The following is a 15,453-nucleotide window of genomic DNA, read 5'->3' as shown; positions in this document are numbered from 1 at the left end:
GTCAGGCCGCCCGGGTGATGACGGCGGTGACGGGGGCGGGCGCGCTGCGGGTGCGGTACTGCACGGTGACCCGGACGGTGGTGTCGGCGGCGACGACGTCGACGGCCTGCACCTGGATCTCGGCTCCCAGCCACTGCTGCAGTGCCGCCTGCACCAGCGCCCGGGTGGCCATGGCCAGTTCCCCGGAGACGGGTTCGAACAGCAGCTGCCGCAGGCCGCTGCCGAAGTCCGGCCGGTTGACACGTTCGCCGGGCGCGGTGAACAGCACCTGCTCGATCAGCCCGCGGACGTACTCCTCGTCGTCGGGGCTCGTGGCGCGGCCGTGGTGGTCGATGCGGAAGGGGAAGCCGATGTGCACCGGTCACACCCCCCGCACGCGGCGCTGGACGGCCAGTTGCACGGTCAGCGGGGTGCCGGTGGGCGTGCACACCGACTGGCTGTCGGACAGCACCACCGGCACGCCGCCGGCCCGCACCCGGGTCGCGCCACCGGTCCACTGCGCGCTGACGCACGGCCCGGGGTCCGGCTCTGCGGGCGGCGGGCAGCCGGCGACGGTGTACGCATCGGTGGCGACGGTCACCGGGGACCCGTTGACCTTGACGCGTGTACTGGGCCGGCTCGTCGGCGTCGCCTTGCCGGTGTGCGCGCAGTTCACGGTGGCACCGGCGTGCAGCAGGAAGCCGGGCATCAGCTGACCTCCAGGGCGTCGCCGTTGATCGAGACCTTCTCCGAGGTCAGCTTCACGCTGCGGATGCCGTTGACCAGCTCGATGCTGTCGGCGGTCAGGGCCAGGCGCAGCTCCGAGGACACCAGCGGCGGCGAGACCAGCACGGTCAGCCCGCCGGAGCCGGACACGTCGTCCACGGTCACGGTCACCCCGTCGGTGCGGAACACCTTCTGCTGCGCGACCGCCAGTGTGACGGGCAGCTGGCCCGTGCTCCAGAAACAGCCCGCCCATATCGGGTAGTCCGGATCGCCGCCCTCGAACTCCACCCACACGTCGGCGCCCACCGGCGGCAGCGCGAACAGGCCGACCCCGGGCCCGGCGTAGGGCACGCAGGGCATCGCCCAGACCCTGATGCTGTCCCCGAGGACGGCCGGGCAGCCGACCTCCACCCGGCCGAGCTGCCTGGGGTCGGCGTTGCCGGTCACCTTCCCCCGGTACTTGCCGTAGAAGGGATTCATCGCGCACCTTTCCGCGTTCGGCCGGCGGTCCTGCCGCCGTGGATCATGGCCCGCTTCCGGATCGTCGCGGTCACCGGCTCACCGCCCCGCCCCGGATGTCGGTGGCAGCAGCGGCACGGTGCTCCCGGTGCCCTCGCGGGACAGCGTGAACTGCTGGGTGTAGCGGCCGCGGGCGATGGCGTGGGTGACCTGCCGCACGTAGTACAGCCCGTCGTGCTCCCACCCCGCCCCGCGTACGCCCACCAGGCCGCCCGCGGTGAGCAGCGCCCCGTAGCGCACGGTGTCCAGCGTCCCGGTGGCCACCAGCGCGTCGTTGGACGCCTCGGCCGTGCCCTGGGCACGAGCGGCCGCCTGCACCGCGCTCGGTCCGCTCTCGCGGAAGGCGACCGTGCGCATGTTCTGCCGGTTGACCGCCCAGTCGGGCTCGGTCGCCAGCGGCGGCCGCAGACTGCCGGCCCCGCGCACCGGCAGCACGGTGTCGCTCAGCGGGTCGAGGACGGACCCGGAGACCTGGACCGGGGCCAGGGCGTCGCTGCGGAAGGTGATCTGCTGCACATTGGCGGCCGGCCCGGCGGCGACCGACAGGGCGGGGGCCGGCGGTCCGACGCGCTTGGGCGGCCCCCAGTAGGCGGTGTTGACCAGCGGCGCCGGACCCGGGGTGACGTGGAAGACGTAGCCGAACCGCCGGGCCATCGCGGTCAGGTACGCCAGGTCGGTGCTCTGCTGTACCGGGATCCGGTCGATCGGCAGCGGCGGGTCGATCACCGGCGGCGGGATCACCTGCGGCACCAGTCCGTACCGGGCGTAGCCGAGGATGAGCCGGGCCGCGATGGCTGCCTCGTCCTGGGCGGGGTAGGCGGCCGACTTCTCCTCCAGGTCCATCATCACGCTGACGTCCTCGCCGGTGACCGTGAGCCGGGTCGAGCCCGGCACCCTGCCCGGTGTCAGCTCGCGGTGCGTGATCACTCCGTCCATCAGGACAACCGGCCGCCCGTCCGTCGTGACGATCAGGACCACGCGGTGGAACGCCTGCAGCCAGGCGCCGCTCAGCTGCGGGAAGTCGGTCAGTCCGGTACCGCGGTCCCGTCCGGCGCCCAGCACCAGCTGGAAGCCGGACCGGGCGTCGGCGGAGGACGTCACCTGGACCTCCTCGATGCACCGCACCAGCTGCGCGGGAGCGGGAACGGGCACCGACGGCCCGAGAAGCACGGTCAGTGTCGTCCTGCCCGACAGCATGCCCTGCCCTCCCCTCGTGCCCGCCGCCGCCCGCGGATCACGGCTGCGGGAAGGGGACGCGGACGGTCCCGCCGATCCGGTCGTCGGCGGTGAGCTCGTCCGGGTGGATGACCAGGGCGGCGTCGCACACCCGCCAGAACAGCGTGGGATCGCCGAGGTACGCGGCCGCCACCAGGTCCGGCCGGTCGCCGCGGGCCACGGTGTGCAGCGCGAGCGTCTGCGGGCCGCCGGGCGACGGCAGGAACCTGCGGCGCAGACAGCGCACCTCACGGGTGCCGCCGGAGGGGTCGGGAACCTGGGCCGTCGCGATCTCTGTGGTGGCGTACCGGCTCGTGGGGTCGATCACCGTGCCGCTCCCGCGGTGCTGCTGCCGGTCGCCGCCGCCCCGGCCGCCGAGGCTCCCAGCCGCAGGGGCACCGAGACGCTGCCGAGCACGGCCAGCGCCTCCTTCGCGACCTGATGGACGAGAAACAGGTGGTACCCCGGGTCGGTGACCGGCAGATCGTTGTAGGAGAGCACCCGCAGCTCCAGCTCCACCCGGGCGCGCAGCGGGGTCAGATCGGCGTCGTAGGCCTGCTCCGCGATCGAGAAGTCGCTCAGCCGCACCGGCAGCACCCGGCCGGGGCCCCAGACGAACAGCGTCAGCGGCGCCCGCGGCGGCACCACCTCGATCGTTCCCAGCAGTTCGAGCGCGTTGTTCGCGAGGACGGTCGCGCTCTTCGGGTACAGCATCATCTCCAGAGCCGAGAGCTGCGGATACACCCCCAGCAGCGCGGCCGCCGGATCCTCCGCGGCCGCCCGGTCGTTGGCGTCCAGTTCCACGGCGAGCGAGATCGTCTCGACCGGCGCGCCCTCCAGCCGCAGCGCTTCGTCGCGGGCCCCGCCGTACGTGTCGCCGTCCGTCCCGGCGGCCGATCGCGCCCGCAGCCGGCGGGTCATCTCCTCCGGGTTGTACTGGAACACCACCATGGAAGCCACGGGGTTGCTCTCGTCCACCGAGACCAGCGCACCCCGCAACGCCCGCGGAGCATCCGTCACACCAGTCACCGGCACCCACCGCACCTTCCACCCCGGATACGCATACGGCGATGGTGGCCTGGCCCCGTCACCCCGACGTCACAGTGCCGTCACTGCCCTCGTCGGCCCGGCCTGGCGGCGGTGCAGGGTTCACTGGAGCCGTACGAGATCGACTTGGTTCTTCGGGACCCCGAAGCGGATCTGCGGACAGAGAAGGGGTGCGCCACCGGTGCGCCGGCGACACGCACGGGTGACCATGCCGACCGGCCTTATCGGCAGATCAGGTGCAAAGGCAGCGTAAGTGCCCGGAACCGGACTTGAACCGGTACGCCCGCGAGGGGCAGCGAGGTTTAAGCTCGCCGTGTCTGCATTCCACCATCCGGGCAGGCCATGGGCTCCGCTACGAGGTTCCGAGCCTATCGGGAGGCGTCCCCCGAACAGCGGACGGGCGACCCGATGTTGTCTTATTTTATTGACGTCTGAGGGAGCATCAGCCCCCGGAACGAGCCATCCGCACTTGCCAATAGCGTTACGCGCGGTGGGTACGCGCGTACGCGGAATGACGGAATTTCACCGTCCGAACAAGGGGGCTCCACCTGTTCTCGGCAACCGGGGGCAAGCGCTTCCGGATCGGGCTCTCAGGGTTCGGTGTCATCCCCAGGTATGACTCGACGGCACTCCGGTCCGCCCTTGGTCGGCCCCCGGAACCGGAACTGCGGCTGACTACACGGGCCCGAACGCCCGAGACGATGGTCCCGCCGTAAGAACACCGCCGTCCCGACAGGAGCGTCCTTCCGTGTCCACCACACCCATCGCCGACCGGCGGACCACCTCCGTGGCCGCTCGCGCCACGGACCTCTCGAAGATCTACGGCCAGGGCGAGACCCAGGTGGTCGCCCTGGACCGGGTCACCGTCGAGTTCCGGCAGGCCGAGTTCACCGCGATCATGGGCCCCTCCGGTTCCGGCAAGTCCACGCTGATGCACTGCGTGGCCGGCCTCGACACCTTCTCCTCCGGTTCCGTGCGGATCGGCGACACCGAGCTGGGCTCCCTGAAGGACAAGCAGCTGACCAAGCTGCGCCGGGACAAGATCGGGTTCATCTTCCAGGCGTTCAACCTGCTGCCGACGCTGACCGCCCTGGAGAACATCACCCTCCCGATGGACATCGCGGGGCGGAAGCCGGACAAGGAGTGGCTGGACAGCGTGATCCGGATGGTCGGCCTCAAGGACCGGCTCAGCCACCGTCCCTCGCAGCTCTCCGGCGGCCAGCAGCAGCGCGTCGCCGTCGCCCGCGCCCTCGCCTCCCGCCCTGAGATCATCTTCGGTGACGAGCCGACCGGAAACCTGGACTCCCGCTCCGGCGCCGAGGTGCTGGGCTTCCTGCGCAACTCGGTGCGCGAGCTGGGCCAGACCGTCGTCATGGTCACCCACGACCCGGTGGCCGCGTCGTACGCGGACCGCGTGGTCTTCCTGGCGGACGGCCGGATCGTCGACGAGATGTACCGGCCGACGGCGGACACCGTCCTGGACTTCATGAAGCAGTTCGACGCGAAGGGCCGCACCAGCTGATGTTCCGCACCGCCCTGCGCAACGTACTCGCGCACAAGGCCCGGCTGCTGATGACCGTGCTCGCCGTGATGCTCGGCGTCGCGTTCGTCTCCGGCACCCTCGTCTTCACCAACACCATCTCGGACGCCTACCAGAACAGCTCCGCCAAGGGCTTCGACGGCGTCGACGTCGCCGTCCAGGCCAAGTACCAGGACTCCAAGGGCGACAAGGTCGGCAAGACCCCCGACCTCACCCAGGCCCTGCTCGACAAGGCGGCCAAGGTGCCGGGGGCCGCCTCCGCCACCGGCGTGGTCTCCGGCTTCACCGCGATCGCCGACAAGCACGGCAAGCTGATAGGCGGCGGCTGGCAGTCCGCGGGCGGCAACTACTGGGGCACCAAGGACGCCCGCTACCCCCTCGTCGGCGGCCACGCGCCCAGCGGCGCGAACGAGGTCCTGATCGACTCCAAGACCGCCGAGCGGGCCGGCTACAAGGTCGGCGACACCGTGCGCATCTCGGTGAACGGCCCGGTCCTCACCCCCACCATCGCCGGCATCTTCACCACCGACGACGGCAACGTCACGGCCGGCGGCAGCCTCGCCCTGTTCGACACGGCGACCGCGCAGCAGCTGTTCGGCACGAAGGGCGCGTACGACGAGATCGACGTGACCGCGAAGTCCGGCACCGGCCAGGCCGCCCTCAAGTCCCAGCTGGACCAGGCACTTCCGCAGAAGCTCGTCGAGACCACCACCGGCAAGAAGCTCGCCGCCGACCAGGCCAAGCAGATCGCCGACGGCATGAGCGGCCTGCGCCAGGGCCTGCTGGTCTTCGCCGGCATCGCCCTGTTCGTCGGTACGTTCATCATCGCCAACACCTTCACCATGCTGGTCGCCCAGCGCACCAAGGAGCTGGCGCTGCTGCGGGCGGTGGGCGCCTCCCGCCGCCAGGTCACCCGCTCGGTGCTGATCGAGGCGTTCGTGGTCGGCGCGGTGGCCGGGGTGACCGGTCTGGCCGCCGGTATCGGCATCGGCGCCGGACTGCGCGCGCTGATGGGCTCGTTCGGCGCGTCCGTCCCGGACGGCCCGCTCGTCGTCAGCCCCGGCACGGTCGCCGCCGCGCTCGCCGTCGGCGTCGTCATCACCATGCTGGCCGCCTGGCTGCCCGGCCGCCGGGCCGCGAAGATCCCGCCGGTCGCCGCGATGAGCGCGCTCCACTCGGCCCCGACCGCCAAGTCCCTGGTGCTGCGCAACACGATCGGCGCCCTGTTCTCGGCGGCGGGCGTGGCGGTGGTCGTGGCGGCCACGTCGATGAGCGGCGACAGCGGCCAGGCCCCGATGGGGCTGGGCGCGGTCCTCCTCATCATCGGCGTCTTCGTCCTCACGCCCCTGCTCTCCCGCCCGTTGATCGCGGCCGCGGCCCCGCTGCTGCGCGGGTTCGGCGTCGCCGGCAAGCTCGCGCGCCAGAACTCGGTGCGCAACCCGCGCCGTACCGCCGCCACCGCGTCCGCGCTGATGATCGGCCTGACCCTGATCACCGGCATGACGGTGATGGCGGGCAGCCTGCAGAAGTCCATCGACAGGATGGCGAGCGCGGCGATCCGCGCCGACTACGTCGTCTCGATGGCCAACCGCAACCCGCTCTCCCCCGACGTCGCGAAGAAGCTCGCGGCCACCGACGGCGTGACCGCCTCCAGCCCGCTGCGCAACGCGGCCTCCCGCATCGACGGCGGAACCGAGTCCCTCGCGGGCGTCGACGGCTCGTCGATCGGCAGGCTGACCGACCTCACCATGGACAGCGGCACCTTCAGGGTCGGCGGCACGGACGTCGTCGTGGACGACGACACCGCCAAGTCGCACGGCTGGAAGGCCGGTTCCGCCTTCACCGTCCACTACGAGGACGGGAAGGCGCAGAAGATGACGGTCGCCGGGGTCTACCAGGGCAACCAGATGATCAACGGGATCATGATCGACAACGCCGTCCTCACCCCGCACCTGACCGACCCCGCCGACATGCAGGTCATGGTCAGGACGGCGGACGGCGCGACGAGTGCCACCAAGGACAGGCTGGAGAAGGCCCTCGGCTCCAACCCGGCGATCCAGGTCCAGGACAAGAAGGACCTGTCGAACTCCATCGCGCAGGTGTTCACGCTGATCCTGAACATGGTCTACGGCCTGCTCGCGATGGCGGTGATCGTCGCGGTCCTCGGGGTCATCAACACCCTGGCCATGTCGGTCTTCGAACGCTCCCAGGAGATCGGCATGCTCCGCGCGATCGGCCTGGACCGCAAGGCGGTCAAGCGGATGGTCCGCCTGGAGTCCCTGGTCATCTCGCTCTTCGGCGGGGTCCTCGGCATCGGCCTGGGCGTGTTCTTCGGCTGGGCGGCCGGTCAGCTGGTCGGCGCGAAGATGCCGACGTACGAACTGGTCCTGCCCTGGACCCGGATGGCGGTCTTCCTGCTCCTGGCCGGCACCGTGGGCGTCCTGGCGGCCCTGTGGCCGGCCCGGCGGGCGGCGAGGCTGAACATGCTGTCGGCGATCAAGTCCGAGTAGCGGCACGAGGTACGGCGCGAAGGGGCCCCACGTTCGCCGTGGGGCCCCTTCCGTGTGTGCCGTCAGTTCCAGGTACGGGTGCGCAGCGGCAGCCCGGAGACGCCCGATCCGGGGGCCTTCACGGCCAGCACCTGGTTGACGCCGATGCGGTTGCGCTCGAAGGCGAGGGCGCAGGCGGCCATGTACAGCCGCCAGACGCGGGCCCGGCCGGGGCTGGTCAGCCGCATGGCCCGCGCCCAGTCGGCCTCCAGGTTGGCCACCCACCGCCGCAGCGTGCGGGCGTAGTGCTCGCGGAGCGACTCCACGTCCCGCACCTCGAACCCGGCCTGCTCCAGCAGGGTGACGGTGGTGCCGATCGGGGCGAGCTCGCCGTCCGGGAAGACATAGGCGTCGATGAACCCGTCGACGTTGTACGCCGACTCGTCAAGCTGCGGCCGCCGCGCGATCTGGTGGTTGAGCAGCCGCCCGCCGGGCTTCAGCAGCCCGTACAGGTTCTGCGCGTACTCCAGGTACCGCTCGGCCCCCACGTGCTCGGCCATCCCGATCGACGAGATCGCGTCGTACGGCCCGTCCCTGACGTCCCGGTAGTCCTGGACCCTGATCTCCACCCGGTCCGTCAGACCCTCGTCCGCGACCCGTTTACGGGCGAACGCGGCCTGCTCCTGGGAGAGGGTGACCCCGACGACGCTCACGCCGTGCTCCCGGGCCGCGTGGATCGCCATCGAGCCCCAGCCGCAGCCGACGTCGAGCAGCCGCTGACCGGGGGTCAGACCGAGCTTCACGCAGACGAGTTCGAGCTTGTCGCGCTGGGCGGTCTCCAGCGTCCCGTCGTCCTCCCAATAGGCGCACGAGTACACCATCGACGGCCCGAGGACGATCTCGTAGAAGTCGTTGCCCACGTCGTAGTGATGGCTGATGGCCTGCCTGTCGCTGCGGCGGGTGTGCAGATGGCGGCTCCTGCGGACCTCCTCGCGGGGCGGGGCCGGCGGGACGGGCGGTCCGGCGAGCCTCAGCAGCTCCCGGACGGCGGCGCGTACGGCGGGGTCGCGCAGGGCCTGGAGGAGCGTACGGCTGTCCTCCCCGCGTTCCCAGACCAGTTCCGACACCGCGTCCAGCGCGGTGTACAGGTCGCCCTCGATGTCCAGATCACCGGCCACCCAGGCCCGGGCGAGGCCCAGCTCCCCCGGCTTGAACAACATGTGGCGCAGGGCACGGCGGTTGCGCACGACGAACGTCGGCGCGTCCGGTGGTCCGGCCTGCGATCCGTCCCAGGCCCGCAGCCGTACCGGGAGCGGGACCCCCAGCACCTGCTCGGCAACTCTCCCCAGCCGCGACGCGGCGTCGGCCATGGCGCACACCTCCAAGACATCGATCCCGGATGCCGGTTACCACGTAAACACCGTGGAGGCAGCAGCGCAGTCCCGCAAAGGAGTTACGACTGGGCAAAAAAGATGTAGCCGACATGCAATTGTGCAGGTACCCGGAAACGCCGAAGGACCTCCCGCACCACGGATGGCGGGAGGTCCTTCGGGTGGTTCAGCGACCGGTGACCGGGGCCGGAACGGCCCTGGCGTCAGGAGGCCTTGGCCTTCTCCTCGGTCTTCGGGGCGGCGACCGGCGCGGGCTTGGCGGCCTCGTAGAACTCCTCGCGGGGGTTCTCCATGGCACCCAGGGACACGACCTCGCGCTTGAGGAACATGCCGAGCGTCCAGTCGGCGAAGATGCGGATCTTGCGGTTCCAGGTCGGCATCGCCAGACCGTGGTAGCCGCGGTGCATGTACCAGGCGAGACGGCCCTTGACCTTGATCTTCGTCTTGCCCAGGACGATCATCGCGACGCCCTTGTGCAGACCCAGACCGGCGACCGCGCCCTTGTTGGCGTGGCTGTACTCCTTCTGCGGGAAGCCCCGCATACCGGAGACCACGTTGTCGCCGAGGACCTTGGCCTGACGCAGCGCGTGCTGCGCGTTCGGCGGGCACCAGGCGTTCTCGACACCGGCCTTGCGGGCGGCGACGTCCGGCACCTGGGCGTTGTCGCCCGCGGCCCAGATGTAGTCCGTGCCCTGCACCTGGAGGGTGGGGGCGGTGTCCACGTGACCGCGCGGGCCCAGCGGCAGACCGAAGCGGGCGAGCGCCGGGTTCGGCTTGACGCCGGCCGTCCAGACGATCGTGTTGGAGTCGACCTCGAGGCCGTTCTTCAGCACGACATGACCGTCGACGCAGGAGTCCATCGAGGTGGAGAGGTAGATCTCCACACCGCGGCTCTCCAGGTGCTCCTTGCCGTACAGGCCGAGCTTGGGGCCGACCTCGGGAAGGATCTTGTCGGCGGCGTCGACGAGGACGAAGCGCATGTCCTCACGGGACACGTTCTTGTAGTACTTGGCCGCGTCGCGGGCCATGTCCTCGACCTCGCCGATCGTCTCGGCGCCGGCGAAGCCACCGCCGATGAAGACGAAGGTGAGGGCCTTGCGGCGGATCTCCTCGTCGGTCGTGGAGTCGGCCTTGTCCAGCTGCTCCAGGACGTGGTTGCGCAGGCCGATGGACTCCTCGATGCCCTTCATACCGATGCCCTGTTCGGCGAGGCCGGGGATCGGGAAGGTGCGGGAGACCGCGCCGAGCGCGATCACCAGGTAGTCGAAGGGCAGCTCGTACGCCTCGCCGACCAGCGGGGCGATCGTGGCGACCTTGCGGTCCTGGTCGATGGTGGTGACCCGGCCGGTGAGGACCTCCGCCTTCGGCAGCACGCGTCGCAGCGGGACGACGACATGCCGAGGGGAGATGCTGCCGGCGGCGGCTTCGGGGAGGAAGGGCTGGTAGGTCATGTACGACCGGGGGTCGACGACCGTGACGGTCGCCTCGCCGTAGCGCATCTTCTTGAGGATGCGCCGAGCTGCGTACAGGCCTACGTACCCACCGCCTACTACGAGGATCCTGGGACGCTCCGTGGTGCTCATGGCATCGAGTATCCACCCGCCCCGAGGGGGCCGCTCGTGCGCCCCTTCACAAGCTTCCACACGGGTCGTGCTACACTCCGCGACCCACGTGACCCAGGTCATGGTCAACAGCGGGAACCCACTTCCGATACGACCCGTTGTCAATGCCGCGTGAGCTGCCTCTCCAGGCTTCCGGGGGCACCGTGAGGGCACCCGATATCACCCTCACGAGCACCTCCCGGAACACCCCCGGCACGCTCTCCTGAGTACGCACAAGGGCCCGTTGAGCCCCCGAACGGGCCAGTGGGGCCCCTTGGACCCCTCACCTGCACCGAATTCCTTGTGAAGAACTTCACGAAGTTTTCCGACGGGGTGTCGTGGCACGGCGTGTCGCGGGCCGAAAAGCCGCTCATCCGACACCTGACCTGCTCAGCCGAGGCCGTGAACAGGGCTGGAGCAAGGCCGGAACAGGGCTAGGCGACGGACCAGGCGATGCCGTCCAGGATGTCGTGCTCACTCACCACGACCTCCTCCGCGCCCACCCGCTCCATGATCGACCGGAGGACGAGCGCACCGGCCCCGATCACGTCGACGCGGCCGGGGTGCATGGAGGGGATCGCCGCGCGCTCGGCGTGCGTCGACCGCAGCAGCCACTCGGTGATCTCCCGGACCCGGACGTAGGGGATGCGGGAGTGGTGGATGGCGGCGGAGTCGTACTCCGGCAGATCCTGGTGGATGGCGGAGAGCGTCGTCACGGACCCGGCCAGACCGACGAGGGTCCGCGCCTCGCGCAGCGGTACGGTCTCCTCCGCGAGGTCGAGGGCGCGCTCGATGTCGGCCCGCATGGCGGCGATCTCGGCGTCGGTGGGCGGGTCGCTGACATGCCCCTCGTGCACGAGGTGCCGCTCGGTCATCCGCACGCAGCCGACGTCCACGGACCGCGCACCCCGCACATGCTCGTCGCCGACCACGAACTCGGTCGAACCGCCGCCGATGTCCACGACGAGGAACGGCTTGGCGAGGTCGTCACGGCCGCCCAGTTCCCGGGTGGCGCCCGTGAAGGAGAACTCGGCCTCCTGGTCGCCGCTGATCACCTCCGGCTCGACACCGAGGATGTCCAGCACCCCGCGCACGAAGTCGTCCCGGTTCTCGGCGTCGCGGGACGCGGAGGTGGCCACGAACCGCAGCCGCTCCGCGCCGTACTCCTTGATGACCGCCGCGTACTCCCGGCAGGCCGCGAAGGTCCGCTCCAGCGCCTCCGGCGCGAGCCGCCCGGTCCGGTCGACCCCCTGCCCGAGCCGCACGATCACCATCCGCCGGTCCAGGTCGACGAGCTCCCCGGTCTCCGGGTCGGCGTCGGCGACGAGCAGCCGGATGGAGTTGGTACCGCAGTCGATGGCGGCGACGCGGGTCACTGGTCGTCCTCCTGGTCGTCCTCCTGGTCGTCCTCCTGGTCGTCCTCCTGGTCGTCCTCCTGGGTGTGCGCCGACGTGTTGTCACCGGCGAGCGTCACGCACGCCCCCTTGGCCCACCACTCCGGCAGCATCGCGATCGCCTCGTCGCCGAGGGGGTTCACGCCCGGCCCGGCGGCGAGGGAGTGCGCCACGAGGACGTGCAGGCACTTCACCCGGTCCGGCATCCCGCCCGCGCTCGGGAAGCCCGTGAGCTCCTCGATCTCGTCGCGGCGCCGGATGTAGTCCTCGTGCGCGGCTCGGTACGCCGCCGCCAGCTCCGGGTCGCTCTCCAGCCGCGCCGTCATCTCCTTCATCACGCCGTTGGCCTCAAGGGTCCCGATGGCGGACGCGGCCTTGGGGCACGTCAGGTAGTACAGCGTCGGGAACGGCGTCCCGTCCGGCAGCCGCGGCGCGGTCTCCACGACGTCCGGCTGCCCGCACGGGCACCGGTGCGCGATCGCCCGCAGTCCGCGCGGCGGCCGCCCGAGCTGCTGCTTGAAGGCCTCGACGTCCGCGTCGGTCGGCTCGGTACGCGGAGTGGAGGGAGGAGGCGTTTCCATGCCCGTCTTTCTGTTCTGCTGCTTGCTCTACTGCGCTGCTTGCCCTACTGCGCCGCTGCGCCGCCGCTCACCGGCCGGACGCGTCGGACCTGTCGACGCCGTCCCAGACGTTCGCGTACCAGGGCCGGTCGGCCGCCCCGAGGTAGACGTGCGCCTGCCTGGCCACACCGGGGTCGATCACGACGTACCCCGTCTCCCCCGGCATCACATAGTGCAGCCGCTGCCGGATCTGCTGCTCGGCGTACGCGTCGTCCTGCCACCGCGCCTTGATGTCCCGCAGCTGCTCGACCCGCTGCCGGGCCTGCTGCTGCTGGCGTTCGAGGTCGGAGATCTCGGCGCGCTGCGAGACGTACTGGCGCATCGGATAGGCGAGCGCGACGACCATCGTGCAGAGCACGATCGCGAGGAGCGCGGCGCGGCCCGTGAGCCGGGAGCGGCGGGCCTGGCGCCGGGTCTGGGAGCGGTAGACCCGGGCCGCCGTCTGCTCGCCGAGCAGCTTGAGCCTGGTCGCGGTGGAGAACCGGTCCCGGTCCTTCACGGCCATGTCCCCGCCTCCCTGATACGTGCGTACGTCCCCGGACACGGTACGGGACCGGGTACGGGGACGTACGTACGACTGGCTGAGTCTTAACCGATTACCGGTCCGGTCTGCTCAGCCCCTGAATCCGCTCAGCCCTTGAAGCGCGGGAACGCGCTGCGGCCGGCGTACACCGCCGCGTCGTCGAGGATCTCCTCGATGCGCAGCAGCTGGTTGTACTTGGCGACGCGCTCGGAGCGGGCCGGGGCGCCGGTCTTGATCTGGCCGCAGTTGGTGGCGACGGCGAGGTCGGCGATGGTGACGTCCTCGGTCTCGCCGGAGCGGTGGGACATCATGCACTTGAAGCCGTTGCGCTGGGCGAGCTCGACGGCGTCCAGGGTCTCGGTCAGGGAGCCGATCTGGTTCACCTTCACGAGCAGGGCGTTGGCGGTGCCCTCCTCGATGCCGCGGGCGAGGCGCTCCGGGTTGGTGACGAACAGGTCGTCGCCGACGAGCTGGACCTTGTCGCCGAGCTTGTCGGTGATGACCTTCCAGCCGGCCCAGTCGTCCTCGAACAGCGGGTCCTCGATGGAGACCAGCGGGTACGCGGCGACGAGCTCCTCGTAGTACTCGGTCATCTCGGCGGCCGAGCGGGACTTGCCCTCGAACTCGTACTTGCCGTCCTTGTAGAACTCGGACGCGGCGACGTCGAGCGCGAGCGCGATCTGCTCACCCGGGACGTAACCGGCCTGCTTCACGGCCTCCAGGATGAGGTCGAGCGCGGCGCGGTTGGACTCCAGGTTCGGGGCGAAGCCGCCCTCGTCACCGAGGCCGGTGGACAGGCCCTTGGCCTTCAGGACCTTCTTGAGGGTGTGGTAGACCTCGGCACCCCAGCGCAGCGCCTCGGAGAAGGACTCCGCGCCGATCGGGGCGATCATGAACTCCTGGATGTCGACGTTGGAGTCCGCGTGCGAGCCGCCGTTGAGGATGTTCATCATCGGAACGGGCAGCAGGTGCGCGTTCGGGCCACCGAGGTAGCGGAACAGCGGCAGGTCGGACGCCTCGGAGGCGGCGTGCGCGACGGCGAGGGAGACACCGAGGATGGCGTTGGCGCCCAGCGAGCCCTTGTTGTCGGTGGCGTCCAGGTCGAACATGGCCTGGTCGATCAGGCGCTGCTCGGTGGCGTCGTAGCCGACCAGCTCCGGGCCGATCTGCTCGATCACGGCGAGGACGGCCTTCTCGACGCCCTTGCCCAGGTAGCGGTTGGGGTCACCGTCACGGAGCTCGATGGCCTCGAAGGCGCCGGTGGAGGCGCCGGACGGAACGGCGGCACGACCCGTGCTGCCGTCGTCGAGGCCGACCTCGACCTCGACCGTGGGGTTGCCTCGGGAGTCCAGGATTTCCCGGGCTACGACGACGTCGATGGACGGCACGAGCATCTCCTTCTTGGGATGTGACGCTGGTCGTGCGGGGCGCACGTGAGCCTTGTCGGCCCTTGCTCAGCCTTGCGACTAGAGCCTAACCGTCCCGGGGCCGTCGGCCGTCGACCGACCGTCCCGTGGACAAGGACTGACGGTATCTATTGTTCACGCTCGGAACAAAGGGGGGCCGGATGAAGAACGGGAGAAGAACGGGCCAAAGAGAAACCCCGCTCCGGTGCGTACGGGGGAAAACGCACCGGAGCGGGGGTCTGTGGGGGACGGGGGTGACCCTCACGCGGTCTCCACTATGGGGACCACGGCTGTGTGGGGGCTGTGGTTCAGCTGAGTCTTACTTCAGGTGCAGCTGCTGGCCCGGGTAGATGAAGTCGGCATCGGCGACGATGTCCTTGTTCAGCTTGAACAGCGCCTGCCAGCCGCCCTTGACCTTGTGCTTCTCGGCGATCGAGCTGAGGGTGTCACCCTTGACGACCTTGTACTCGCCGTCGCCCTTCTTGACCTTCTTGCCGGTCGGGGTGGTGACGGTCTTCTTGGCGGCCGGACGCTCGGCGGAGCGGGAGGCGGCCTGGGTGTCGGCCGAGCGGGTACCGGTGCTGCTGCTCGACGAGCCGGCGGAGCTGGAGCCGCTGCCGGTGTAGGCGGCGCCGGACAGGCCCGTGCCGCAGACCGGCCAGGCACCCTTGCCCTGCGCGGCGAGGACCTTCTCGGCTATCTGGATCTGCTGCGCCTTGGTGGCCTGGTTGGCCTGCGGGGCGTAGGCGGTGCCGCCGTACGCGGCCCAGGTGGAGGCGGAGAACTGGAGACCGCCGTAGTAGCCGTTGCCGGTATTGATGGACCAGTTGCCGCCGGACTCGCACTTGGCGACCGTGTCCCACTCGGAGGCGGTGGCGGCGGAGGCGCTGCCGGCCGCCATGAGCGGGGCGGCGACGGCGACACCGGTGACACCGGCGACAGCGATGGCGCGGACGGCCTTGGACGGACGACGGTGCTTGCCCTTGCCGGAGAACAGCATGGA

The 15,453-nt window shown here is 70.5% G+C and carries 15 protein-coding genes and 1 tRNA gene; 2 read left to right on the top strand and 14 right to left on the bottom strand.

All coding sequences use genetic code 11. From position 1 onward, the window contains the following. Position 1 precedes the first annotated feature (1 nt). The 7 genes from AB0D85_RS18265 to AB0D85_RS18235 form a co-directional block, all read right to left on the bottom strand. Positions 2-358, bottom strand: a complete 357-nt coding sequence (locus tag AB0D85_RS18265) for a GPW/gp25 family protein (RefSeq protein ID WP_362321013.1) — start codon at positions 356-358, stop codon at positions 2-4. Positions 359-361: 3 nt separating this feature from the next. Beyond that, entirely contained in the window at positions 362-688 is a 327-nt protein-coding gene (locus tag AB0D85_RS18260) for a hypothetical protein (protein WP_362321010.1), read from the bottom strand. After that, a complete protein-coding gene (locus tag AB0D85_RS18255; protein WP_362321007.1) occupies positions 688-1,185 on the bottom strand; it encodes a phage baseplate assembly protein V in 498 nt (165 codons plus the stop codon). The genes AB0D85_RS18260 and AB0D85_RS18255 overlap by 1 nt, the downstream gene beginning before the upstream one ends. Before the next feature lie 78 nt (positions 1,186-1,263). After that, positions 1,264-2,421, bottom strand: a complete 1,158-nt coding sequence (locus tag AB0D85_RS18250) for a hypothetical protein (protein WP_362321004.1) — start codon at positions 2,419-2,421, stop codon at positions 1,264-1,266. Positions 2,422-2,458: 37 nt separating this feature from the next. Then, a complete protein-coding gene (locus AB0D85_RS18245; protein WP_362321001.1) occupies positions 2,459-2,767 on the bottom strand; it encodes a hypothetical protein in 309 nt (102 codons plus the stop codon). Continuing rightward, positions 2,764-3,474, bottom strand: a complete 711-nt coding sequence (locus AB0D85_RS18240; RefSeq protein WP_362320998.1) for a hypothetical protein — start codon at positions 3,472-3,474, stop codon at positions 2,764-2,766. Before AB0D85_RS18240 ends, AB0D85_RS18245 begins: the two co-directional genes overlap by 4 nt. Before the next feature lie 266 nt (positions 3,475-3,740). Beyond that, positions 3,741-3,823: transfer RNA gene (locus tag AB0D85_RS18235), tRNA-Leu, on the bottom strand. Between the two features lie 411 nt (positions 3,824-4,234). Between AB0D85_RS18235 and AB0D85_RS18230 the strand changes: the two genes are divergently transcribed. Both AB0D85_RS18230 and AB0D85_RS18225 read left to right on the top strand, forming a co-directional pair. Further along, positions 4,235-5,008: an ABC transporter ATP-binding protein gene (locus AB0D85_RS18230; protein ID WP_362320995.1), complete on the top strand. Its 774-nt coding sequence runs from the start codon at positions 4,235-4,237 to the stop codon at positions 5,006-5,008. Next, positions 5,008-7,536: an FtsX-like permease family protein gene (locus AB0D85_RS18225; protein WP_362320991.1), complete on the top strand. Its 2,529-nt coding sequence runs from the start codon at positions 5,008-5,010 to the stop codon at positions 7,534-7,536. The genes AB0D85_RS18230 and AB0D85_RS18225 overlap by 1 nt, the downstream gene beginning before the upstream one ends. Before the next feature lie 62 nt (positions 7,537-7,598). Here the strand turns inward: AB0D85_RS18225 and AB0D85_RS18220 are convergent, their stop codons facing one another. From AB0D85_RS18220 to AB0D85_RS18190, 7 genes are all read right to left on the bottom strand, one after another. Further along, on the bottom strand, positions 7,599-8,885 hold the full coding sequence (locus AB0D85_RS18220) for a cyclopropane-fatty-acyl-phospholipid synthase family protein (protein WP_362320989.1): 1,287 nt from the start codon (positions 8,883-8,885) through the stop codon (positions 7,599-7,601). 224 nt (positions 8,886-9,109) lie between these two features. Next, a complete protein-coding gene (locus AB0D85_RS18215) occupies positions 9,110-10,489 on the bottom strand; it encodes an NAD(P)/FAD-dependent oxidoreductase (protein WP_351489219.1) in 1,380 nt (459 codons plus the stop codon). A gap of 452 nt (positions 10,490-10,941) precedes the next feature. Continuing rightward, positions 10,942-11,883 (bottom strand): Ppx/GppA phosphatase family protein, encoded by a 942-nt coding sequence (locus AB0D85_RS18210; RefSeq protein ID WP_362320985.1) that lies wholly within the window; start codon positions 11,881-11,883, stop codon positions 10,942-10,944. After that, positions 11,880-12,482, bottom strand: coding sequence for a DUF501 domain-containing protein (locus tag AB0D85_RS18205; protein ID WP_362320982.1), 603 nt, complete (start codon positions 12,480-12,482; stop codon positions 11,880-11,882). Before AB0D85_RS18205 ends, AB0D85_RS18210 begins: the two co-directional genes overlap by 4 nt. A gap of 67 nt (positions 12,483-12,549) precedes the next feature. Next, positions 12,550-13,026 (bottom strand): septum formation initiator family protein, encoded by a 477-nt coding sequence (locus AB0D85_RS18200; RefSeq protein ID WP_362320979.1) that lies wholly within the window; start codon positions 13,024-13,026, stop codon positions 12,550-12,552. Between the two features lie 125 nt (positions 13,027-13,151). Next, complete coding sequence (eno, locus tag AB0D85_RS18195; protein WP_362320976.1) at positions 13,152-14,438, bottom strand: phosphopyruvate hydratase; 1,287 nt, start codon at positions 14,436-14,438, stop codon at positions 13,152-13,154. A 331-nt stretch (positions 14,439-14,769) separates the two neighbouring features. Beyond that, positions 14,770-15,450, bottom strand: coding sequence for a transglycosylase family protein (locus tag AB0D85_RS18190; RefSeq protein ID WP_362320973.1), 681 nt, complete (start codon positions 15,448-15,450; stop codon positions 14,770-14,772). Between the last annotated feature and the right edge of the window lie 3 nt (positions 15,451-15,453).

Source organism: Streptomyces sp. NPDC048277, assembly GCF_040652235.1.
GTDB lineage: Bacteria > Actinomycetota > Actinomycetes > Streptomycetales > Streptomycetaceae > Streptomyces.
Note: the sequence above shows the minus strand (reverse complement) of the source record. Positions and strands in the feature narration are given on the sequence as shown.

Bases quoted from the DNA above. Each gene is read 5' to 3' on its own strand.
- AB0D85_RS18260 (WP_362321010.1), bottom strand. From the start codon at position 688: ATGCCCGGCTTCCTGCTGCACGCCGGTGCCACCGTGAACTGCGCGCAC.
- AB0D85_RS18255 (WP_362321007.1), bottom strand. From the start codon at position 1,185: ATGAATCCCTTCTACGGCAAGTACCGGGGGAAGGTGACCGGCAACGCC.
- AB0D85_RS18250 (WP_362321004.1), bottom strand. From the start codon at position 2,421: ATGCTGTCGGGCAGGACGACACTGACCGTGCTTCTCGGGCCGTCGGTG.
- AB0D85_RS18225 (WP_362320991.1), top strand. From the start codon at position 5,008: ATGTTCCGCACCGCCCTGCGCAACGTACTCGCGCACAAGGCCCGGCTG.
- AB0D85_RS18220 (WP_362320989.1), bottom strand. From the start codon at position 8,885: ATGGCCGACGCCGCGTCGCGGCTGGGGAGAGTTGCCGAGCAGGTGCTG.
- AB0D85_RS18215 (WP_351489219.1), bottom strand. From the start codon at position 10,489: ATGAGCACCACGGAGCGTCCCAGGATCCTCGTAGTAGGCGGTGGGTAC.
- AB0D85_RS18205 (WP_362320982.1), bottom strand. From the start codon at position 12,482: ATGGAAACGCCTCCTCCCTCCACTCCGCGTACCGAGCCGACCGACGCG.
- AB0D85_RS18200 (WP_362320979.1), bottom strand. From the start codon at position 13,026: ATGGCCGTGAAGGACCGGGACCGGTTCTCCACCGCGACCAGGCTCAAG.
- eno (WP_362320976.1), bottom strand. From the start codon at position 14,438: ATGCTCGTGCCGTCCATCGACGTCGTCGTAGCCCGGGAAATCCTGGAC.
- AB0D85_RS18190 (WP_362320973.1), bottom strand. From the start codon at position 15,450: ATGCTGTTCTCCGGCAAGGGCAAGCACCGTCGTCCGTCCAAGGCCGTC.